The sequence below is a fragment of the Stenotrophomonas sp. SMYL20 genome, from assembly GCF_036320045.1.
GTDB lineage: Bacteria > Pseudomonadota > Gammaproteobacteria > Xanthomonadales > Xanthomonadaceae > Stenotrophomonas > Stenotrophomonas maltophilia_A.
Window position 1 is genome coordinate 90,549 of the sequence record NZ_JAWIRT010000002.1, and the last position, 20,590, is coordinate 111,138.

Below are 20,590 nucleotides of genomic sequence, written 5' to 3' on the forward strand. Positions count from 1 at the left end.
TGTTGCCATGGGCCACGACCACGATCACCTGCCATCCGAGATCCGCCACGAGAAACCCTTGTGGTGGGCGCTCGGCCTGACCTCCACCTTCCTCGTCGTCGAGGTGGTGGGCGCGTTCTGGACCAACAGCCTGGCGCTGCTGTCCGACGCGGCGCACATGGCTACCGACGCTTTAGCGCTGATGATCGCGCTGGTCGCGGTGCGGCTGAGCCGGCGCCCGCCGGACGCGCGCCGCACCTACGGCTATGCACGCCTGGAAGCGCTGGGCGCGATGATCAACGGCGCGATGCTGTTCGTGGTTGCCGGCTATATCCTGTGGGAGGCCATTGGACGTTTCCGCGAGCCGCAGGAGATTGCCTCGTCGGGCATGCTGGTGATTGCCGCGGCGGGCCTGGTCATCAACCTGATCTCGATGCGCCTGCTGCAGGCCGGCAGCGGCGAGAGCCTCAACGTGAAGGGCGCCTACCTGGAAGTGTGGGCAGACATGCTCGGCTCGGTGGCCGTGATTGCTGGCGCGCTGTTGATCAAGTGGACCGGCTGGAAGCCGATCGACCCGATCCTGGCGGTGCTGATCGGCCTGTGGGTGTTGCCGCGCACCTATGTGCTGATGCGCGAGGCGATCAACGTGCTGCTGGAAGGCGTGCCCAAGGGCATGGACGTGGCCAAGGTGCGCGACAGCCTGTCCGGCCACGCTGCGGTACTGGACGTGCATGACCTGCATGTGTGGGCGCTGGCCTCCAGCACCCCGGCGCTGACCGCGCACATCGTGATGCGCGACGGCACCGATGCCGATGCGCTGCGTCGTGATCTGGGCGGGCGCCTGCACGATGACTTCGGCATCGAGCACGTGACACTGCAGATCGAAGCGGACCACTGCGGCGAAGCCTGTGGTGAGCCGGCGCCGGCCAAGGGCGGCGAGCACGAGGGCCATGAAGGCCATGACCACGGCGAGGACGCGCAGGGCCATCGCGGCCACGTGCATCGCTGAACGAGGATGCAAGGGCATCGATCGGGTCAAACCGCCCGGGTGAAGCCGGCCTGGTAGAGTCGACTGTTAGTCGACTATCGCGCGCAGCGCGGGCATTTTCGCGACCTTGCCGAAGAGCAGTCGACTAGCAGTCGACTCTACCCCGTCGCGAGGCCAGCCGGTCTGCCAGCCGCGTCGGCTCCGGCAGCCGGTAGCCGCGCAGCGTGCGCTGCACCCAGTCCAGCGCGGTATCCGCACTGACCCGATGGCCACCGGCCACGAACAGCGGCTTGCAGCGCAGCTTGCTGCGCAGCACCCAGCCCAGTTGCTCATCGCCATCCAGCAGCGGCGTATGCGCGCCGGCCTCGGCGCCCGGTTCGACGAAGCGGCCCACCAGTTTCGACTTGGCCACGCCGATGCTTGGCAGGTCGGTGACCACGCCGAGGTGAGCGGCCACCCCCAGCCGGCGCGGGTGGCTGATGCCATGGCCATCGACGAACACCAGGTCCGGCGTGCGCGGCAGCAGCGCCAGCGCGGCCAGCAGTGCCGGCAGCTCGCGGAAGCTGAGCAGGCCGGGGATATAGGGCATCACAGTGGGGATGCGCGCGATCTCCTGCGCCACGGGCTGCAGCGTCTCTGCGTCCAGCAGTACCGCCGCGGCGCGGGTGATGGCGCCATCGTCCTCGAAGCCGACATCCAGCCCGGCCAGCCAGCGCACGTTGCGTGGCAGGCGGTCCTGGCGCTCCACGCGGCCGGCCAGCTGGAGCTGCTGCGCGCGTGCAGCGGCGACGCTGCCTTCCCAGCGCCCGGGGTCGATCACCGTATTCATTGGTCACAGCATTGCATGCGCGGTGCCACGGCCCGGTGAGCGGCGCCCGGGGCTACAATGGCGGCCTGCCTTTCCTCGCGTTGGAGACCCTGCAGTGACCCGTAAACTCGTACTGTTGCGCCATGGCCAGAGCCAGTGGAACCTGGACAACCGCTTCACCGGCTGGGTCGATGTCGACCTGACCGAGCAGGGGCGCCGGGAAGCGGCCGCCGCGGGTCGCCTGATGCGCGAGGAAGGCCTGCAGTTCGACGTTGCCCACACCTCCGTGCTCAAGCGTGCCATCCACACCCTGCAGGGTGCACTGGCCGAGCTGGAACAGGACTGGCTGCCGGTGAACAAGTCCTGGCGCCTCAACGAACGCCATTACGGCGGCCTGCAGGGCCTGGACAAGGCCGAGACCGCCGCCAAGCACGGCGAGGACCAGGTCAAGGTGTGGCGTCGTTCGTACGATATCCCGCCGCCGGCCATGGACCTGGAGGATCCGGGTCACCCGATCCATGACCGCCGCTACGCTGGCCTGGACCGCAACGCGCTGCCGGGCACCGAATCGCTGGCCACCACGCTGGACCGCGTGCTGCCGTACTGGCACGACGCCATCGCGCCGCAGCTGAAGGACGGCAAGACCGTGCTGGTCACCGCCCACGGAAATTCGCTGCGCGCGCTGTACAAGTACCTCAACAACGTCTCGCGCGAGGAAATCCTCGAGCTGAACATCCCGACCGGCATCCCGCTGCTGTTCGAGTTGAACGACGACCTGACGGTGAAGTCGTTCCGCTATCTGGGCGACCCGGAAGCAGCGCGCAAGGCCGCTGAAGCCGTGGCCAACCAGGGCAAGGCGAAATAAAACAGAAGGCCGGCGCAAGCCGGCCTTCGCTTTTTGTAGAGTCGAGCCATGCTCGACTGCTGTTGGCCTCTTGCCGCAAGGACAATAAACCCGGAACGGCGAGCAGTCGAGCATGGCTCGACTCTACATAAGCGCGTCCTGTGACCTTTGGCCGGTCCCACCGCAGGCCTCCCCGGCTACCCTGTGAAATTACCCGCAGGAGAGCCTCATGAACGTCCGCAACCTGGTCCCGCTGGGCCTGACCATCGCCATCGCTGCCTCGCTGGCGGCCTGTGGCAAGAATGAAACCGCGCCGGCGGCCAGCGCCGACGCCAAGCCGGCCTTCGACCTGTCGCAGATCAAGACGCCGCTGATCTCGCTCAACAGCGCCGACCTGGATCCGGCCATTTCGGCCTGTACCGACCTCAATGGCTTCGTCAACAGCAAGTGGCTGAAGGCCAACCCGGTGCCGGGCGACCAGACCACCTGGGGCAGCTTCGAGATCCTGCGCGAGCGCTCGTTGGAAGTGCAGCACGCACTGGTGCAGCAGGCCGCGGCCAGCCAGGCCAAGGCCGGCTCGGTGGAAGCCAAGATCGGTGACATCTGGAAGACCGGCAACGATGAAGCCAAGATCGAAGCCGCCGGCCTGGCGCCGCTGCAGCCGCAGCTGGACAAGATCACCGCGCTGAACGATACCGCCGCCATCACCCAGTACCTGCGCGACAGCCAGGCCGAGGGCAAGGGCGTGCTGTTCTCGCTGTTCGCCAATGCCGACTACAAGGATTCGGCCAACGTCATCGCCTATGTCGGCCAGGGCGGCCTGGGCCTGCCGGAGAAGGGCTACTACTTCGATGACGCGCAGGCCAAGATCCGCGACGCATACGTAGCCTACATCGCGCAGGTGCTGACGCTGTCCGGCGTGGACGCGGCGCAGGCTGCCGAGCAGGCCAAGGCCGTGATGGCCTTCGAAACCCGTCTGGCCAAGGCCTCGATGTCGCGCATCGAAATGCGTGACCCGGCCAAGCGCTACAACCCGCTCAGCGCGGCCGACGCCGACAAGCTGACCCCGAACTTCAGCTGGACCGCGCTGTTCGACACCCTGAAGGTGCCGGCCGCGCAGAAGTTCTCGCTGGCGCAGCCGGGCTTCTTCGGTGAAATGGACAAGATGCTCGCCGACGTGCCGGCCAGCACCTGGCAGGCCTACCTGCGCTTCCACACCATCGATGACGCCTCGCCGTACCTGAGCAGCCAGTTCGAGAAGGCCAACTTCGATTTCTATGGCACCACCCTGCGTGGCCAGAAGGAAATGCAGCCGCGCTGGAAGCGCGTGCTGGAGTCGGTCAACGGCGGCATGGGTGAAGCCTTGGGCCAGCTGTACGTCGACGCCGTGTTCCCGGCCGAGTCCAAGGTGGCCATGCAGCACCTGGTGGAGAACCTCTCGGTGGCGCTGAAGGCGCGCCTGGAGCAGCTGCCGTGGATGGGCGAAGAGACCAAGAAGAAGGCGCTGGAGAAGTGGGCCAGCTTCACCCCGAAGATCGGTTACCCGGACAAGTGGCGTGACTGGGCGGGCCTGCAGACCAACGGCGACAGCTACCTGGGCAACATGCAGGCGGCACGTGCGTTCAACTACCGCTACATGCTGGACAAGATCGGCAAGCCGGTGGACAAGACCGAGTGGGGCATGACCCCGCAGACCGTCAACGCGTACTACAACGCCACCAAGAACGAGATCGTGTTCCCGGCGGCGATCCTGCAGGCACCGTTCTTCGACGCCAAGGCCGATCCAGCGCTGAACTACGGCGGCATCGGTGCGGTCATCGGCCACGAAATGATGCACGGCTACGACGACTCGGGCAGCCAGTTCGCCGCCAACGGCAACTTCGACAACTGGTGGACCGATGCCGACCGCAAGGCCTTCACCGAGCGTACCGACCAGCTGGTCGCGCAGTTCGACGGCTATGAATCGGTGCCGGGCGTGTTCGTGAAGGGCAAGCTGACCCTGGGCGAGAACATCGGCGACCTGGGTGGCCTGACCGTGGCCTACGACGCGTTGCAGATGGCGCTGAAGGAGGACCCGAAGGCGAATGTCGAAGTGGACGGCCACAGCCAGGACCAGCGCTTCTTCATGAACTGGGCCACCGTATGGCGCCGCAACTTCACCGACGGTGAGCTGCGCGTCCGCCTGAACACCGACCCGCACGCGCCGGCCAACTTCCGTGCCAACGGCGCGCCGTCGAACATGCCGTCGTATGCCGCTGCGTTCCAGTGCAAGGCCGGCGACGCGATGGTGCGTGCCGACGACAAGCGCGTGGTGATCTGGTAATCGATCGCACGTGATGCGTGATGCAGAAGGCCCGGCGAATGCCGGGCCTTTTGTTTGTCTGATCGGTAGCGCCGGGCCATGCCCGGCGGATCTCAGGCCAGCGCTGGTTCCTGCGCCAGCATGCGATGGAAGCGCTGCAGCACATAGGGATCGATCAGGCCGCCGGACTGCTCGTCGATGATGCGCAACGCAGTCTCGCGTTCCATCGCTGCGCGGTAGGGGCGCACGCTGGTCATGGCATCGTAGGCATCCGCAACGGTGACGATGCGTGAGCCCAGCGGAATGCTCTCGCCACGCAGGCCGTCGGGATAGCCGCTGCCATCGAACGCTTCATGGTGGGCGCGAATCAGCCGCGCGACCGGTGCCGCATCGCTGCGGCCGGTGGCCAGGAAGATGTGTTCGCCGCGCACCGGATGCTCGCGCATGATCGCGCGTTCCTCGTCGGTGTGCCGGCGCGGTGTCAGCAGTACATCGTCGGGAATGCCGATCTTGCCGATGTCATGGAAGCGCGCGGCCAGGCCGATCTGCGAGCAGGCATCGTCATCGAGATCGCAGTGCGTGGCCAGGCGCTGCGCGAGCAGGCCAACGCGGTCGCAATGGTGGCGGGTGTAGGCGTCGCGCATCTGCAGCGACATCGAGAGGGCATCGATCAGGCAGGCCTGTGCGTGCAGCAGGTCGGGGGCGGGTACGGCGTCAGGAAACATGGTCATCCGCCCGCACCGGGTGGGGACCGGTGCGGGGTGTTCGGGGGGGCGATCAACCCGGGGCGAGGGTGGTCAGAAGGGCGCGGGCCGCATTGAAGCGGTCTTCCGGCAGCGGCAGCGGGTGCTTGATGCGCAGCTTGTCAGGCCCTTCCATGGCGTAGAGATTGGGTTGTTTCTGGATCAGCTGGATCACCGCCATCGGGTCGATGTTCGGCTTGGACTCGAACACGATGCGGCCACCGTTCTCGCCCAGGTCCAGCTTGCGGATGCCCAGCGTATTGGCCTTCAGCTTCAGCTCGGCGATGGCGAACAGGTGCTTGGCCGCATCCGGCAGCAGGCCGAAGCGGTCGATCATCTCCACCTGCAGTTCGCGCAGCGCATCACTGTCGCGCGCGCTGGAAATGCGCTTGTACAGGGTCAGGCGGGTGTGCACGTCCGGCAGGTAGTCTTCCGGAATCAGCGCCGGCACATGCAGCTCGACCTCGGCACCGCGCACTTCCTCGCCGGCATCCAGGTCGGGCAGTTTGCCCTGCTTGATGCTGCGCACCGCGCGCTCCAGCAACTCGGTGTAGAGGCTGAAGCCGACCTCGGCCATCTGCCCGCTCTGGTCCTCGCCCAGCAGTTCACCGGCACCGCGGATTTCCAGATCGTGCGTGGCCAGGGTGAAGCCGGCACCGAGCTCGTCCATCGACGCGATCGCTTCCAGGCGCTTTTCCGCATCCGGGGTGATCGAGCGGCGGTCGGGCGCCACCAGGTAGGCGTAGGCGCGGTGGTGCGAACGACCGACGCGGCCACGCAGCTGGTGCAGCTGGGCCAGGCCGAAGCGATCGGCGCGGTTGATGATGATGGTGTTGGCGTTGGGGATGTCGATGCCCGACTCGATGATCGTGGTCGACAGCAGTACGTTGAAGCGCTGCTTCTGGAAATCCAGCATCACCTTTTCCAGCTCGCGCTCGGGCATCTGCCCGTGGGCGATGCCGATGCGCGCCTCGGGCACCAGCTCGGACAGCTCGCGCTGCATGCGGCCGATGCTTTCCACGTCGTTGTGCAGGAAGTACAGCTGGCCACCACGCGCCAGCTCGCGCTGGAAGGCTTCGCGCAGCAGCGCATTGTCCCACTGGGTGATGAAGGTCTGCACCGCCAGCCGGTTCGGCGGCGGCGTTGCGATGATCGACAGGTCGCGCAGGCCGGCCATGGCCATGTTGAGCGTGCGCGGAATCGGCGTGGCGGTCAGGGTCAGCAGGTGCACGTTGGCGCGCAGCGCCTTCAGCGCTTCCTTCTGGCGTACGCCGAAACGCTGCTCCTCGTCGACGATGACCATGCCCAGGTCCTTGAACTTCACGTCCGGCTGCAGCAGGCGATGGGTACCGACGATGACGTCGATGGTGCCGGCGGCGACCTTTTCCAGCTCGGCCTTGATTTCCTTGGTGGTCTTGAAGCGCGACAGCACCTCGACCTTCAGCGGGTAATCGGCGAAGCGGTCGCGGAAGTTGCGGTAATGCTGTTCGGCCAGCAGCGTGGTCGGCACCAGCACGGCCACCTGCTTGCCGGCACTGGCGGCGGCGAATGCCGCACGCACCGCCACCTCGGTCTTGCCGAAGCCGACGTCGCCGCAGACCACGCGGTCCATCGGCTGGCTGCTGGCCAGGTCGCGCAGGGTGGCGTCGATCGCGGCCAGCTGGTCCGGGGTTTCCTCGAACGGGAAACCGGCGGCGAACGGCTCGTACATCGCGCGGTCCACCTGCAGCGCCAGGCCGGCACGCGCCTGGCGGCGGGCCTGGATCTCCAGCAGCTCGGCGGCGACGTCGCGCACCTTCTCGGCGGCCTTGCGCTTGGCCTTGCTCCACTGTTCGCCACCGAGCGAATGCAGTGGCGCGGTTTCCGCCGACGCACCGGAGTAGCGGCTGATCAGGTGCAGCTGGGCGACCGGCACATACAGGCGGTCGCCCTTGGCGTATTCGATTTCCAGGAACTCGCCGGGCATGCCGCCGACGTCCATCGCAATCAGGCCGCGGTAGCGGCCGACGCCATGGTCCTCGTGCACGATCGGCGCACCCTCGGTCAGTTCACCGAGGTCGCGGATGATCGCTTCCGGCTCGCGGCCGGCACGGCGCGTGCGGCGGGTGCTGCCGGCGCGCTCGGGGAACAGCTGGCGCTCGGTCAGCACCGCGATGCGCGGATCGTCCAGTGCGAAGCCATCCTCCAGCGGCGCCACCGCGATGGCAAAGCGCACATCGCTGGCGAGGAAGGAGGGCAGGTCGGCCACCACCGGCGGCTTCAGCTCAGCCGCCTGCAGCACTTCCAGCAGGGCCTCGCGGCGGCCAGGCGAATCGGCGGCGATCAGCACCCGGCCCGGATAGTGGCCGAGGAAGGATTTCAGGGCATCGCCGGCCGGCGCTTCACGTGCGGCCACCGGCAACGGCGGCAGCGGCTGGTCGCCCAGCGCGTGCGCATCGGCGATGCGCGCATGGTCGGCGGCCCACACCTCGATGCGCGGGGCATCGTTCAGACGCTCGCGCAGTAGTTCCGGCGACAGATACAGCGCCGACGGCGGCAGCAGCGGCCGTTCCACATCGTGGCGGCGCTGCTCGTAACGCTCGCCGGTCTGCGCCCAGAACGCCTCGGCGGCTTCGCCGGCACCGGCGCAGACCACCGGCAGGCTGCCGTCGGGCAGGTAGTCGAACAGGGTCGCGGTGCGTTCGAAGAACAGCGGCAGGTAGTACTCGACGCCGGCCGGGGCCAGCCCGGACTTCAGATCCTGGTACAGCGCGCTGCGCCGGGTATCGACATCGAAGCGTTCGCGCAGCGTGGCCAGCACGCGGGCGATGCTGGCTTCGTCCATCGGTACTTCGCGGCCCGGCAGCATGTGCACCGCCTCGACCTTGTCCAGCGAGCGCTGGCTTTCCGGGTCGAAGGCACGGATCGAGTCGATGTCCTCGTCCAGCAGCTCCACCCGCAGCGGCTCGTCGGCGCCCATCGGGAACACATCGAGCAGGCCGCCGCGCACGGCGAAGTCACCCGGGTCCATCACCTGCGGGACGTTGCGGTAACCAGCACTTTCCAGGCGACGCTTCTCGGCTTCCAGATCCAGGCGCTGGCCGACCTTCAGGTCGAAGCTGCCACCGATCACGTAGCTGCGCGGGGCCAGCTGCTGCAGCAGGGTCTGCACCGGCACGATCACCAGGCCGCGCTTCAGCGTGGGCAGGCGGTGCAGGGCGGACAGTCGCTGCGAAATGATGTCCGGATGCGGGCTGAAGCGGTCGTAGGGCAGGGTTTCCCAGTCCGGGAAGGCCACCACCGGCAGGGCCGGGTCACCGCCGAGCAGGGTGTGCAGGTCGGCTTCGAGCTGGTTGGCACCGTGGTTGTCACGGGCGATCACCAGCAGCGGGGCGTCGTGCGCACGCGCGGCCTGGGCCAGGTACCAGGCCAGGGCGGTCGGCGATGCGGGGGCGCGCCACCAGGCGCGGAGCTGGCCGGCGCGCGGCAGCGGCGGGGCGGGGTATGAGGTACGCGACATGGACCCCGGATTTTAGCAGAAGCCCGATCGAAGCCCGGCGAGTCGTGCCGGCCGTTGGCCGGCCGCCTCATGTGCCGGTGGGGGGGGGGGATGCCCGCCGGCGCGCCGGCCGAGCCGGGGGGGGGGGCCGGGCGAGCCCGGCGCATCCGTCAGTTGTCCAGCTCCAGCACCATCCGCACCAGGCCTTCGGCACCGGTCGGGTGCGGGACCGGCTTGAAGCCCAGCGAGGCGGCCAGCTGCTTCATCGGCTCGTTCTCGGCGGCAACGTCGCCGTACAGGCGGTCCAGGTACTTGCCGCGGCCCCACTTCACCAGCTTGCGCATCAGCTGCCGGCCGAGGCCCTGGCCAATGAGGAAGCGGCTGATCAGGATCGCGTACTCGGCTTCACGGGTACCGGGGATGATCGAGGCCCGGGCGACCGCGCCGACCACCGCTTCGCCAGCGGGCAGGGATTCGGCAGCGACCAGGGTGATCTCGGTCTTGGGATTCGGGTGGGTCAGGCGCTGGGTGGTTTCCGGCGACAGCTCGGTCACCGCCTGCAGGAAACGATCACGGATTTCTTCCGGCCCGAACAGGCTGAACGCCGCTTGCAGCGGCGCGCCATCTTCCGGGCGGATGGGGCGGATCAGCAGCTCGTGGCCGCTGGGAGCCTTGAAGATCTCATGCCAGGGCGGCATGCGGTTGCGAGTGGCCATACCGGGTGATTCCTTGGTGGTCCATCGATTGTGGCATCACCGGGGCTGCATTCCGTGAACGAAAGGCTCACGGCGGTACAGCCTCGTGAAGGCCGTTATTCGGGTGCTTTGAGCCAATCCAGGCGGGTGCTGGCCCCGGGTTCACCCAGGTGCTGGCGCAGCGCCGGCAGGGCTGGGCCGACCACCCGGTCGAACTGCCAGGGCGGGTTGAGCAGCAGCATGCCGCTGCCGTTGAGGCGCAGCGGTGAGTCGTCCGGGCGCACCAGGAACTCGATCGTCATCGCCGATTTCACCGGCAGGGCGGTGGCCTTGCGCAGGAAGTGCAGGATGGTGCGGCGCTGCTTGATCGGGAACCAGACGGCACACGTGGCCTGCGGCCAGCGCGCCAGGGTTTCGGCCAGGGCGGCCAGAACGGCCTGGTATTCGGCGTCCTGGGCCTCGTAGGGCGGGTCGATCAGGACCAGGCCACGGCCGATCTTGCTGCCGTTGAACTTCGGCGGCAGCAGCGAACGCAGCAGCGCATAGCCATCGCCCGCCCGCACGTCGACACGGCTGTCATGGGCGAACAGAGCCTTCAGCGTGGCCGTTTCGGCTTCCTGCAGCTCACAGACCGCCATGCGGTCCTGCGCGCGCATCGCCTGCGCGCTCAGCAGCGGCGATCCCGGGTAGTTGGTCAGGGCGCCCACCGGATTATCGGCCTGCACCGCCTTCAGATAGCGCTCGACCACCTCGGGCAGCTTGGGCTGGGCCATCAGCCGCATGATCCCGGATTCAGCCTCCAGGGTCTTGCGGCTCTCTTCGCTGGCCAGCAGGTAGCGGCCGGCACCGCCGTGGGTGTCGAGCACGAAGAACGGGCTGTCCTTGCGCTTGAAGCTGTCGATCAGGGCCAGCTGCACGATGTGCTTGAGCACATCGGCGTGGTTGCCGGCATGGAAGGCGTGGCGATAGTTCATGGGCGGCAGTGTACGGGGCGGCGGCCGCAGCGGCTATGCTGCGCGCCATGACAGTTCCCGTTGCCCATGTCCTGGTGGTCGAGGACGAAGCCGCCATCGCCGAAACCGTGCTCTATGCACTGCGCAGCGAGGGCTATGCCGCCAGCCATTGCCTGCTGGGCGGTGAGGCTCTGCTGCGGCTGCAGGCCGGCGGCATCGACGTGGTGGTGCTGGACGTGGGCCTGCCGGACCTGAGCGGTTTCGAGGTCTGCCGGCGGCTGCGTGCGCAGGCCGGGCCGGCGGCGCAGCTGCCGGTGATCTTCCTGACCGCGCGCAACGACGAAGTGGACCGCGTGCTCGGCCTGGAACTGGGCGCCGACGACTACATGACCAAGCCGTTCTCGCCGCGCGAACTGGTGGCAAGGGTGCGTGCGCGCCTGCGCCGTGCGGCGCCGGTCGTCGCAGCGCCCAGCGCCGATGCGGGCTGGCAGGAGCATGGCGCGTTCGCCATTGACCGCGAGGGCCGGCGCATCCGCTTCCGCGGCCATGCGCTGGACCTGACCCGCTATGAGTACGCACTGCTGGAAGCGCTGCTGCAGCGCCCGGGTGCCATCCTCAGCCGCGCGCAGCTGATGGACCGGGGCTGGGACAGCAGTGCCGACAGTGCCGACCGCACCGTCGACACCCATGTAAAGACGTTGCGCGCCAAGCTGCGCGCGGCCGGTGCCAGCGACGACCCGATCCGCACCCACCGTGGCCTCGGCTACGCGCTGGAGGTCTAGCCGATGCGCCTGGTACTGAAGCTGTTCCTCGGCTTCTTCCTGATCACCGGCATCGCCGCGTTCTTCGTGATGCGCGTGTTCGTCAACGAGGTGAAGCCCGGTGTGCGCCAGGCGATGGAATCGACCCTGGTCGATGCGGCCAACGTGCTGGCCGAGATGGCCGCCGCCGACGTCAAGGACGGCACCATCCGCAGCGGCAGCTTCACCCGCAACCTGGCCAAGGCGCGGCAGCGCGACCTGAAGGCGATGGTCTGGCGTTTCCCCAAGCGCTCGCTGGATTACCGGGTGACCATCACCGACGCCAAGGGCATCGTCATCTACGACTCGCTGGGCCGCGACCTGGGGCGCGACAATTCGCGCTGGAATGATGTGTACCGCACGCTGCGCGGTGAGTACGGCGCACGTTCCAGCCCCGAGATTGCCGGCGAAGAGGGCGATACGGTGATGCATGTGGCGGCGCCGGTGTACGACCCGGCCGACGGCCGCACGCTGATCGGCGTGCTCAGCCTGGCCCAGCCGAACCGCAGCATCGATCCGTTCATCGCCGCCAGCCAGCGCGCCATCATCGAGCGCGGTGCGTGGCTGATCGGGCTGTCGGCGCTGGTCGGCGTGCTGGTGACGATGTGGCTGACCACGGGCCTCGGTCAGCTCAGCCGCTATGCACGCGCGGTCAGCGCGGGCGAACCGGTGCCACCACCACGGCGCCGTCGCGACGAGATCGGCGATCTCGGCCAGGCGCTGGAAACGATGCGCCGCAAGCTGGAGGGCAAGGCCTACGTCGAGCAGTACGTGCAGTCGCTGACGCACGAGATGAAGAGCCCGCTGGCGGCGATCCGCGGTGCCGCCGAGCTGCTGCAGGAGCCGTTGCCCGAGGCCGACCGCGTGCATTTCGCCCGCAGCATCGTCGACCAGCAGGAGCGGCTGACCGAGACCATCGACAAGCTGCTGGCGCTGGCCGAAGTGGAACAGCACGGCTGGCTGCAGACGCGTGACCCGATCGCGCTGCCGGCATTGCTGGCCGATGCGACGGCGGCCGCGCAGGTGCGCGCGCAGGCGGCCGGCGTGCAGGTCCGCATCGGCAGCGTGCCCGACCTGCGGGTGCAAGGCGACGCCTACCTGCTGCGGCAGGCACTGCACAACCTGATCGACAACGCGATTGCCTTCTCGCCGGCCGGCGCGGAGATCGCGCTGCAGGCCGAGGTGGACGGGCAGGGCGTGCGCCTGCAGGTGGCCGACCGTGGCGCCGGCATTCCCGACTACGCGCGTGAGCGGGTGTTCGAGCGCTTCTATTCGTTGGCCCGCCCCGGCAGCGGGCGGCGCAGCTCCGGCCTGGGCCTGCCGTTCGTGCAGGAGGTCGCGCGCCTGCATGATGGGCGCGCCAGCGTGGATATCCGCGAGGGCGGCGGCACCGTGGCCAGCCTGTGGCTGCCTTTGGGTGTGCCAGGCCAGCGCCCGCGCCGCTGACTTCACACTCGCTTCAAATTCGCCACAAACCCTGCTCACCGCGGCGGTCCATCCTGCAGCCCTCTCCAACGAGGATGGACCATGAAATCCCTGAAGATGCTGCTGCGGTTCGCCATTGTCGGCGGGCTGATCCTGCTGCTGCTGGTGCCGCTGACGATGATCCGCGGGGTCATCAACGAACGTAGCGCGTACCGCGACGAGGCCTTCTCACGGGTGGCCGACAGCCGCGCCGGTGCACAGCAGCTGGTGGGCCCGGTGCGGGTGGTGCCGTGGGTGGAACGCAAGCAGGTTGAACTGGTCGACCCGCTGGGCGTCAAGAAGACCGAGGTGCAGGTCACCGAGGGGCACTGGCTGCAGATGCCGGCGTCGCTGGAGGTGGGCGGCGAGATGCTGCCGAGCCAGCGTGAGGTCGGCCTGTTCAAGGTGCCGGTATACAGCTGGAACGGCCAGATGAAGGCGACGTTCGCTGCAGACGACTATCCGGTGAAGGCCGGCCGCAGCTACGGCCAGCCGTATGTGGCGGTGGGCATTTCCGATGTGCGTGGTCTGGTCGGTACGCCGAACCTGCGCGTGGATGGCAAGCAGCTGCGCCTGCTGCCGGGGGTTGGTGCGGCCAGCGAGGTGGGGCGAGGCCTGCATGCGCCGGTGGCCGGTTTTGCTGCGGAACAGGGCGGCACGCTGGCTGCCAGCACCGTCGAACTCGAGCTGCGCCTGGATGGCAGCCGCATGCTGTCGGTGGTGCCGGTGGGCGATGACACCAAGATCGCACTGCGTTCGAGCTGGCCGCATCCGTCATTCAGCGGTGCGTTCCTGCCCAACGAGCGTCGCGTCGACGCACAGGGCTTCGATGCGCGCTGGGCGGTGTCTTCGCTGGCCTCCGATGCACAGCGACAGCTGCGCAATGATGGTGCGGTCGAGTCGCAGGCGGTGACGGTGTCGCTGGTTGATCCGGTCGATGCCTACACCCAGGCCGACCGTGCCTCGAAATACGGCGTGCTGTTCGTGCTGCTCACCTTCGTTGGCTTCATCCTGTTCGAGCTGATCAGGTCGCTGCGCATCCACCCGCTGCAGTACCTCATGGTGGGCCTGGCGCTGGCGATCTTCTTCCTGCTGCTGATCAGCCTGTCCGAGCACATCGCGTTCTGGAAGGCCTACCTGGTTTCGGCGGTGGCCTGTATCGGCCTGCAGGCGGTGTACCTGGCCAACGTGCTGGGCCACTGGAAGCGCGGCCTCGGCTTCGCTGCGCTGCTGACCGTGTTGTATGGCGCGCTGTATGGCCTGCTGGTGTCGGAGAACAACGCGCTGCTGATGGGTTCGCTGCTGCTGTTCGTGATCCTGGCGCTGGCGATGTGGGTGACCCGCCGGGTGGACTGGTACGCGCTTGGCGCGGAACTGAAGTAAGGAGTACGCCATGGGCTGGCGCCAGGGATTGCGGCAACGGGCACGGCAGGGCATTCCGGCCCTGCTGGAAGTGGATGCACTGCTGCAGGCACATGGCGTGCTGGCGGCCCTGCCCGGGGCACGGATCGCCCCCGGTCTGGTCCGCTTCCAGCTGGCAGCGGTGACCTGCGAGGGATTGCAGGGCCAGGGACTGGCCTGGCTGCACGGCGCGCGGCAGGGACGCGGCGCGCTGGCTGGCCGGGTGCCGCGCTACCGGCCATGGAAGGCCGGGGCGGAGGCGCTGGCCGAGATCGGCATCGGCGGCCTGCCCGAGGACTGGCCCGCGCATGCGGCGGTGTACGGCTGCAGCAGCATCGACCGGCGGCACTGGTTGCTGCTGCTGCCGGAACGGGCGCAGTTGTGGCTGGGATGGAGTGGGTGATTCGGTTGATCATCCACGCCTGGCGTGGATCTACTGTCGCTGTCCATGACCGATGGGACGGTATCGGCGCGCCCCTGCTGGCTAGACTCGATGGGTTGATGATCGAGCCGAAGGGCAGGGGTGCGATGTGTTGAAGTGGGGCATGCTGGCCGCAGCGCTGGCGATGGGTGGCAATGCAGGCGCGCAGCAGCGCGAGCCGGTGGACCTGGACATGGTCAGCCGCATCCGCCAGGAGGCCTTCCACCGTTCGCAGGTGATGGACACCTTCAGCTACCTCACCGAACGCATCGGCCCGCGACTGACCAACTCGCCGGCGATGGGCCGCGCCAATGCCTGGACCCGCGGCAAGTTCAACGAATGGAAGCTGGACAACGTCCACGACGAAGCCTTCGACGACTTCGGGCGCGGCTGGGAGTTCACCTCGGCCAGCGTGGAGATGCTGGGGGACCGTGTACAGCCGTTGCATGCACTGCCGAAGGCGTGGACGCCGGGCACCAAGGGACCGGTTGAAGGCGAACTGGTGCAGGTCGAGATCAAGAAGCCCGAGGACATCGAGAAGTACCGCGGCAAGCTGCGCGGCAAGATCCTGCTGCTGGGCGAGGCGCGCGAGTACAAGCGCGGCACCGAGGCGGATTCGCACCGCCACGACGCTACCTCGCTCGAGGGCCTGCAGGAGTTCACCCTGCCCAAGGACAAGGACGCCACCGCCGAGCGTGCGAAGCGGGTCAAGGAATACCAGGAACGCCAGCAGCTGGCGACCAAGGTCAATGCGTTCTTCGTGGAAGAAGGCGCGCTGGCCTCGATCAGCATCAGCAGCTGGGACAACGGCATCATCCGCGTTGCCGGTGGCGGCTCGCGCAAGGCCGGTGAATCGGTGGGCATCCCCGAACTGGCGATGATCAGCGAACACTTCAATCCGCTGGTGCGCGCGCTGGAGGCCAAGCAGACCGTGCGCCTGCGCGTGGATGTGGCCGCGCGCTTCACCGACGAGGCCGATCAGCCGGGTTACAACACGCTGGCCGAGATCCGTGGCAGCAGCAGGCCCGATGAAGTGGTGATGATCGGCGCGCACCTGGATTCCTGGCACAGTGGTACCGGTGCGGCCGACAACGCGGCCGGCGTGGCGGTGATGATGGAAGCGATGCGCATCCTCAAGGCCACCGGCGCCAAGCCCAAGCGCACCATCCGGGTGGCGCTGTGGAGCGGCGAGGAGCAGGGCCTGATCGGCTCGCAGGCCTATGTGGCCAAGCACTTCGGCCGTTTCCCGGAACCCACCGACCCGGCGCAGAAGGCGCTGCCGGCCTCGCTGCGCGAGCCGACCGGCGCGCTGCAGAAGACCCGCGACTACGGCAAGTTCCAGGTCTACTTCAACATGGACAACGGCTCTGGCCGCTTCCGTGGCATCTATGCACAGGAAAACCTGGCGGCGATGCCGATCTTCGAAGCCTGGCTGGCGCCGTTCCATGATGTCGGCGCCACCACCGTGGCCACCCGCAACACCGGCAGCACCGACCACATCAGCTTCGACCGCATCGGCCTGCCGGGCTTCCAGTTCATCCAGGACCGGCTGGACTACTTCACCAACGTCCACCACAGCCACCTGGACACCTGGGACCACGCCGAACCGGAAGACCTGAAGCAGGCCGCGGCCATCGTCGCCTCGTTCGCCTACAACGCCGCGATGCGCGAGCAGTCCTTCCCGCGCAAGGTAGAACCGTAAAAGGGGACGGAGGGGATTAAGTCGTTTCTCCCCTCCGTTTCCCGGTTGCAGGCCCAGCGGCTGGGCAATCGCGACTTAATCCCCTCCGTCCCCTTTTTCCGTAGGGGGCGGCGGGCTGGTAAAATCGGGGGATTCCCGTTCCTCGAGCCGTCCATGACCTGCCGCACCCGCTTCGCCCCCAGCCCCACCGGTTATCTGCACATCGGCGGTGCCCGCACCGCGCTGTACTGCTGGCTGGAGGCCCGCCACCGTGGCGGCGAGTTCGTGCTGCGCATCGAGGACACCGACCGTGAACGCAGCACCCAGGGCGCGATCGACGCGATCCTGGAGGCGATGGAGTGGCTGGGCCTGGACTATGACGAAGGCCCGATCTACCAGACCGACCGCGTCGCCCGTTACCTGGAAGTGGCCGAGCAGCTGGTGGCCGACGGCAAGGCGTACTACGCCTATGAGACCCGCGAAGAGCTGGACGCGATGCGCGAGGCCGCCATGGCCAGGCAGGAGAAGCCGCGCTACAACGGCGCTGCACGCGAACTGGGCCTGCCGCGCAAGGACGACCCGAACCGCGTCATCCGCTTCAAGAACCCGCTGGAAGGCACGGTGGTGTTCGACGACCTGATCAAGGGCCGCATCGAGATCGCCAACAGCGAGCTGGATGACATGGTCATCTTCCGCCCGGACGGCTACCCCACCTACAACTTCGCGGTGGTGGTGGACGACTGGGACATGGGCATCACCGAGGTCATCCGCGGCGACGACCACATCAACAACACCCCGCGCCAGATCAACCTGTACGAAGGCATCGGCGCGCCGGTGCCGAAGTTCGGCCACATGCCGATGATCCTCGACGAGCAGGGCGCCAAGCTGTCCAAGCGCACCGGCGCGGCCGACGTGATGCAGTACAAGGACGCCGGCTACCTGCCGGACGCGCTGCTGAGCTACCTGGCCCGCCTGGGCTGGTCGCACGGTGACCAGGAGCTGTTCAGCCGCCAGGAGCTGATCGACCTGTTCGACGTGAAGGACTGCAATTCCAAGGCCTCGCGTCTGGACATGGCCAAGCTGGGCTGGGTCAACCAGCACTTCCTGAAGACCGAGGACGTGGCCGCAATCGTGCCGCACCTGGTCTACCAGCTGCAGAAGCTGGGCCTGGACGTGGCCGCCGGCCCCGCCCCGGAGGACGTGGTGATCGCCCTGCGTGAACGCGTGCAGACCCTGAAGGAAATGGCCGAGAAGGCGGTGGTCTGGTACCAGCCGCTGACCGAGTACGACGAAGCGGCGGTGGCCAAGCACTTCAAGGCCGGTGCCGAAGTGGCGCTGGGCAAGGCCCGCGAGCTGCTGGCCGCCCTGCCGGAATGGACCGCCGAGTCGGTGGGCGTCGCCCTGCACGACGCGGCCGCAGCGTTGGAAATCGGCATGGGCAAGGTGGCCCAGCCGCTGCGCGTGGCCATTACCGGCACCCAGGTCAGTCCTGACATTTCCCATACCGTGTACCTGGCCGGCCGCGAGCAGGCCTTGAAACGCATTGATGTGGCCATCACCAAGGTAGCAACGGCCTGAGGCATCCTTGCCAGGCCCGAACCGGAGAACACGCATGCCCGCCAAGACCGCCACTGCCTGTACCGCCCCGCACCACCACGTCCACGACGCGTCGGATTTCGTGGCGGTGGTCGAGCGTGTCTCGCGCGAACGCGGGCTGCGCCTGACCCCGATCCGCGCCAACGTGCTGAAGCTGATCGCCGAGGCCGGCAAGCCGGTCAAGGCCTACGAGCTGCTGGAATGGGTGCGCAACGGCAAGGGCGTGGGCGCTGATGCCCCGCCCACCGTGTACCGTGCGCTGGACTTCCTGATGGCCAATGGCTTCGTGCACAAGCTGGAATCGGTCAATGCCTTCGTGGCCTGCCACCATCCCAGCAGTGCCGCGCACTCGGTGCCGTTCCTGATCTGCAACAGCTGCCACAGCGCGGTGGAGCTGGAAGACCGCGAGATCGTCACCCAGCTGGAGAAGCGTGCCAAGGAGCTGGGCTTCCAGCCGCAGGCGCAGACCCTGGAAGTGCACGGCCTCTGCGCGCGCTGCGCGGGCTGAGTCGCGGCGCGTACCCGGACTGGGCCGTACGCTCAGTCCCGGGCGGCGTGCTCTTTCAGACGCTTCAGGACGCTGCGCTGTGCGTCGACCAGCACAGGGTCGTCCACCCGCAACTGCTCGACCCAGGCGAGCGCTGGTACCGGGTCGGCACGGCGCACGAAATACAGTGCCTGCGCCAGGAAATGCACATTGGGCACCCTGGCGTCCCAGATGAGCTTGGCGATACGCAGCATCGACGCCTGCATGCCGGGTGTAACCTCAACGCCGGTCTTCCCCGAAAGCGCGGTATTGAGGCAGTAAAGCGCCTGGCAGGGCAGATCACGCGGTGTGCCCGCACGCGACCAGTCAGCGCGTTCGGCAAAGTCCAGCAGGATGGCAATGGCGGCGGGGCCACCCACATCGGCCAGTGTGCCGAGCGCGAACACTGCCAGCTGGGGGTCACCCAGCATATCGCGCAGGCCTTCCACGCCCTGGCGTCCCCAGGCGGTGCAGGCCTTGGCCCAGCCGCCGAACGGTACGACCCGGCTACCATCGCCCAGCAGGCCATCATCCGGCCAACCGTGCAGTATCCGCAGCCGCTCAATCTCCTCGCCACCTTCGGCGCCGTGCTCCTGCACGAAGGCGATCAGATCTTCCGCTTCCAGCGTGTCCTTGGCCGCCCGCCTGGCCAGTGTCGTGAATTTCATCGTCTTCCAGCGATCCTGACCCAGATCCGCAACGGTAGCGGATCAATGGGGTGAAGGCAGCCAGCAGCCTGCACCCTAGTCCATCGGCTTGGACCGGGTATCCACCCGCACGATCACCGACATGCCGGGCCGCAGCTGCGCGGCCAGCGTCTGACCTTCATTGATCGATATCCGCACCGGCAGCCGTTGCACCACCTTGGTGAAGTTGCCGCTGGCGTTGTCCGGGCGCAGCACGCTGAACTCCGAACCTGTGGCGGGTGCGATCTCCTGCACGCGGCCGCGCAGCACCTGGCCCTGGAACGCGTCCACCGAGAACGTGGCCGGCTGACCGATCGCCATGCCCCAGGTCTGGCCTTCCTTGTAGTTGGCCACCACCCATAGCGTGTCAGGCACCAGGAACAGCAGCTGCGAACCGGCGGCGACGTATTGGCCCACGCGCACGCTGGCTTCGCTGATCTGGCCGTCGCGCGGTGCGTGGATCACCGTGTTGGCCAGGTCGATGCGAGCCAGTTCCAGTTGTGCCTGTGCACTTTCCACCTGGGCCTCCAGGCTCTTGCGCGCCACCTGGGTCGACACCAGCGTTTCCTCGGCGATGCGGATCTGCGCCTGCGACTGCTGCACGCTGGCCTGTGCCGAGGCCTGGGTGGTGCGGAACTTGTCGCGGTCGTTGACCGACACCAGTTGCTGCGCAGCCAGTTCCTCGTAGCGTTTCAATTCATTGCGCGAACGCTGCAGCTCGGCCTGGCCGGCCGACAGCGTGGCGTGCGCCGAAGCGATCTGCGCACGGTTCTGTGCCTGCGACTGGTCCGAGTTGGCCAGTGCCGCACGTGCGCTGTCCAGCGTTGCCTGCGCCTGGGCGACACGCTGCGTGTAGATGCGGTCATCGATGCGCAGCAGCGGCTCGCCCTCCCTTACGTGCTGGAAGTCCTTCACCAGCACTTCGGTCACATAGCCGTTCACCTGTGGCGCCATCACTGTGATCTGCCCGCGCACATAGGCGTTGTCGGTCACCATCACGCTGCTGGTGAACGGCCACAGGTGCCAGGCGCGCAGGATCAGCGCAATGCCCAGCAAGGCCACCACCACCATCACCACCACGCTGCGCGCGCTGGGCTTGAGGTACTTCGGCGCGGCAGCCGGTGTCGCGGGCGTGGGCGCAGGCGCCGCATCGGTCGGCGGCGGTGGAGTGACGTTGTCGGCGTCGATGTCGTCGGGGCGGGGCGGGACGGGAGGCATGGAGGAG

General features: G+C 67.6%; 17 protein-coding genes. 10 read left to right on the forward strand and 7 right to left on the reverse strand.

All coding sequences use genetic code 11. From position 1 onward, the window contains the following. The first annotated feature begins 7 nt into the window (after positions 1–7). On the forward strand, positions 8–988 hold the full coding sequence (locus tag V3B48_RS02005; protein WP_032127521.1) for a cation diffusion facilitator family transporter: 981 nt from the start codon (positions 8–10) through the stop codon (positions 986–988). Between the two features lie 124 nt (positions 989–1,112). On the opposite strand, the gene nfi is transcribed toward V3B48_RS02005, so the two are convergent. Beyond that, entirely contained in the window at positions 1,113–1,796 is a 684-nt protein-coding gene (gene nfi, locus V3B48_RS02010; protein WP_329893062.1) for a deoxyribonuclease V, read from the reverse strand. Between the two features lie 94 nt (positions 1,797–1,890). Between nfi and gpmA the strand changes: the two genes are divergently transcribed. Together gpmA and V3B48_RS02020 are read left to right on the forward strand one after the other, a co-directional pair. Continuing rightward, positions 1,891–2,640 (forward strand): 2,3-diphosphoglycerate-dependent phosphoglycerate mutase, encoded by a 750-nt coding sequence (gpmA, locus tag V3B48_RS02015; RefSeq protein WP_004150217.1) that lies wholly within the window; start codon positions 1,891–1,893, stop codon positions 2,638–2,640. Between the two features lie 208 nt (positions 2,641–2,848). Next, positions 2,849–4,942, forward strand: a complete 2,094-nt coding sequence (locus V3B48_RS02020; protein ID WP_088025311.1) for a M13 family metallopeptidase — start codon at positions 2,849–2,851, stop codon at positions 4,940–4,942. A gap of 92 nt (positions 4,943–5,034) precedes the next feature. Here the strand turns inward: V3B48_RS02020 and V3B48_RS02025 are convergent, their stop codons facing one another. The 4 genes from V3B48_RS02025 to rlmJ form a co-directional block, all read right to left on the reverse strand. Next, positions 5,035–5,652: an HD domain-containing phosphohydrolase gene (locus V3B48_RS02025; protein WP_032127517.1), complete on the reverse strand. Its 618-nt coding sequence runs from the start codon at positions 5,650–5,652 to the stop codon at positions 5,035–5,037. A gap of 46 nt (positions 5,653–5,698) precedes the next feature. Beyond that, positions 5,699–9,163 (reverse strand): transcription-repair coupling factor, encoded by a 3,465-nt coding sequence (gene mfd, locus V3B48_RS02030; protein WP_329893063.1) that lies wholly within the window; start codon positions 9,161–9,163, stop codon positions 5,699–5,701. A gap of 149 nt (positions 9,164–9,312) precedes the next feature. Next, positions 9,313–9,858, reverse strand: a complete 546-nt coding sequence (locus V3B48_RS02035; protein WP_004150340.1) for a GNAT family N-acetyltransferase — start codon at positions 9,856–9,858, stop codon at positions 9,313–9,315. Between the two features lie 95 nt (positions 9,859–9,953). Further along, positions 9,954–10,811 (reverse strand): 23S rRNA (adenine(2030)-N(6))-methyltransferase RlmJ, encoded by an 858-nt coding sequence (rlmJ, locus tag V3B48_RS02040; RefSeq protein WP_024958156.1) that lies wholly within the window; start codon positions 10,809–10,811, stop codon positions 9,954–9,956. 35 nt (positions 10,812–10,846) lie between these two features. Between rlmJ and creB the strand changes: the two genes are divergently transcribed. The 7 genes from creB (at position 10,847) to V3B48_RS02075 (ending at position 18,661) form a co-directional block, all read left to right on the forward strand. Continuing rightward, a complete protein-coding gene (gene creB / locus V3B48_RS02045; protein WP_329893064.1) occupies positions 10,847–11,572 on the forward strand; it encodes a two-component system response regulator CreB in 726 nt (241 codons plus the stop codon). A gap of 3 nt (positions 11,573–11,575) precedes the next feature. Beyond that, the gene (creC, locus tag V3B48_RS02050; protein WP_329893065.1) at positions 11,576–13,036 is read left to right on the forward strand and encodes a two-component system sensor histidine kinase CreC; all 1,461 of its coding nucleotides are present in this window, start codon (positions 11,576–11,578) and stop codon (positions 13,034–13,036) included. Positions 13,037–13,117: 81 nt separating this feature from the next. Then, the gene (gene creD / locus V3B48_RS02055; RefSeq protein ID WP_032130265.1) at positions 13,118–14,437 is read left to right on the forward strand and encodes a cell envelope integrity protein CreD; all 1,320 of its coding nucleotides are present in this window, start codon (positions 13,118–13,120) and stop codon (positions 14,435–14,437) included. A gap of 10 nt (positions 14,438–14,447) precedes the next feature. Continuing rightward, complete coding sequence (locus V3B48_RS02060; protein ID WP_071228476.1) at positions 14,448–14,858, forward strand: hypothetical protein; 411 nt, start codon at positions 14,448–14,450, stop codon at positions 14,856–14,858. Between the two features lie 142 nt (positions 14,859–15,000). Further along, complete coding sequence (locus V3B48_RS02065) at positions 15,001–16,578, forward strand: M20/M25/M40 family metallo-hydrolase (RefSeq protein ID WP_121503870.1); 1,578 nt, start codon at positions 15,001–15,003, stop codon at positions 16,576–16,578. 153 nt (positions 16,579–16,731) lie between these two features. Continuing rightward, positions 16,732–18,135, forward strand: coding sequence for a glutamate--tRNA ligase (gltX, locus tag V3B48_RS02070; protein ID WP_049399599.1), 1,404 nt, complete (start codon positions 16,732–16,734; stop codon positions 18,133–18,135). A 34-nt stretch (positions 18,136–18,169) separates the two neighbouring features. Then, positions 18,170–18,661 (forward strand): Fur family transcriptional regulator, encoded by a 492-nt coding sequence (locus tag V3B48_RS02075; RefSeq protein ID WP_004150412.1) that lies wholly within the window; start codon positions 18,170–18,172, stop codon positions 18,659–18,661. 32 nt (positions 18,662–18,693) lie between these two features. Here V3B48_RS02075 and V3B48_RS02080 read toward each other — a convergent pair whose 3' ends face one another. Together V3B48_RS02080 and V3B48_RS02085 are read right to left on the reverse strand one after the other, a co-directional pair. Beyond that, complete coding sequence (locus V3B48_RS02080; protein ID WP_329893066.1) at positions 18,694–19,347, reverse strand: hypothetical protein; 654 nt, start codon at positions 19,345–19,347, stop codon at positions 18,694–18,696. Between the two features lie 75 nt (positions 19,348–19,422). Next, positions 19,423–20,583 (reverse strand): HlyD family secretion protein, encoded by a 1,161-nt coding sequence (locus tag V3B48_RS02085; RefSeq protein WP_121503868.1) that lies wholly within the window; start codon positions 20,581–20,583, stop codon positions 19,423–19,425. Positions 20,584–20,590: the final 7 nt, after the last annotated feature.

Bases quoted from the DNA above. Each gene is read 5' to 3' on its own strand.
- creB (WP_329893064.1), top strand. From the start codon at position 10,847: ATGCTGCGCGCCATGACAGTTCCCGTTGCCCATGTCCTGGTGGTCGAG.
- V3B48_RS02035 (WP_004150340.1), bottom strand. From the start codon at position 9,858: ATGGCCACTCGCAACCGCATGCCGCCCTGGCATGAGATCTTCAAGGCT.
- nfi (WP_329893062.1), bottom strand. From the start codon at position 1,796: ATGAATACGGTGATCGACCCCGGGCGCTGGGAAGGCAGCGTCGCCGCT.
- V3B48_RS02025 (WP_032127517.1), bottom strand. From the start codon at position 5,652: ATGACCATGTTTCCTGACGCCGTACCCGCCCCCGACCTGCTGCACGCA.
- V3B48_RS02075 (WP_004150412.1), top strand. From the start codon at position 18,170: ATGCCCGCCAAGACCGCCACTGCCTGTACCGCCCCGCACCACCACGTC.
- V3B48_RS02020 (WP_088025311.1), top strand. From the start codon at position 2,849: ATGAACGTCCGCAACCTGGTCCCGCTGGGCCTGACCATCGCCATCGCT.
- V3B48_RS02005 (WP_032127521.1), top strand. From the start codon at position 8: ATGGGCCACGACCACGATCACCTGCCATCCGAGATCCGCCACGAGAAA.
- V3B48_RS02080 (WP_329893066.1), bottom strand. From the start codon at position 19,347: ATGAAATTCACGACACTGGCCAGGCGGGCGGCCAAGGACACGCTGGAA.
- V3B48_RS02065 (WP_121503870.1), top strand. From the start codon at position 15,001: ATGCTGGCCGCAGCGCTGGCGATGGGTGGCAATGCAGGCGCGCAGCAG.
- V3B48_RS02085 (WP_121503868.1), bottom strand. From the start codon at position 20,583: ATGCCTCCCGTCCCGCCCCGCCCCGACGACATCGACGCCGACAACGTC.
- creD (WP_032130265.1), top strand. From the start codon at position 13,118: ATGAAATCCCTGAAGATGCTGCTGCGGTTCGCCATTGTCGGCGGGCTG.
- creC (WP_329893065.1), top strand. From the start codon at position 11,576: ATGCGCCTGGTACTGAAGCTGTTCCTCGGCTTCTTCCTGATCACCGGC.
- gltX (WP_049399599.1), top strand. From the start codon at position 16,732: ATGACCTGCCGCACCCGCTTCGCCCCCAGCCCCACCGGTTATCTGCAC.
- rlmJ (WP_024958156.1), bottom strand. From the start codon at position 10,811: ATGAACTATCGCCACGCCTTCCATGCCGGCAACCACGCCGATGTGCTC.
- V3B48_RS02060 (WP_071228476.1), top strand. From the start codon at position 14,448: ATGGGCTGGCGCCAGGGATTGCGGCAACGGGCACGGCAGGGCATTCCG.
- mfd (WP_329893063.1), bottom strand. From the start codon at position 9,163: ATGTCGCGTACCTCATACCCCGCCCCGCCGCTGCCGCGCGCCGGCCAG.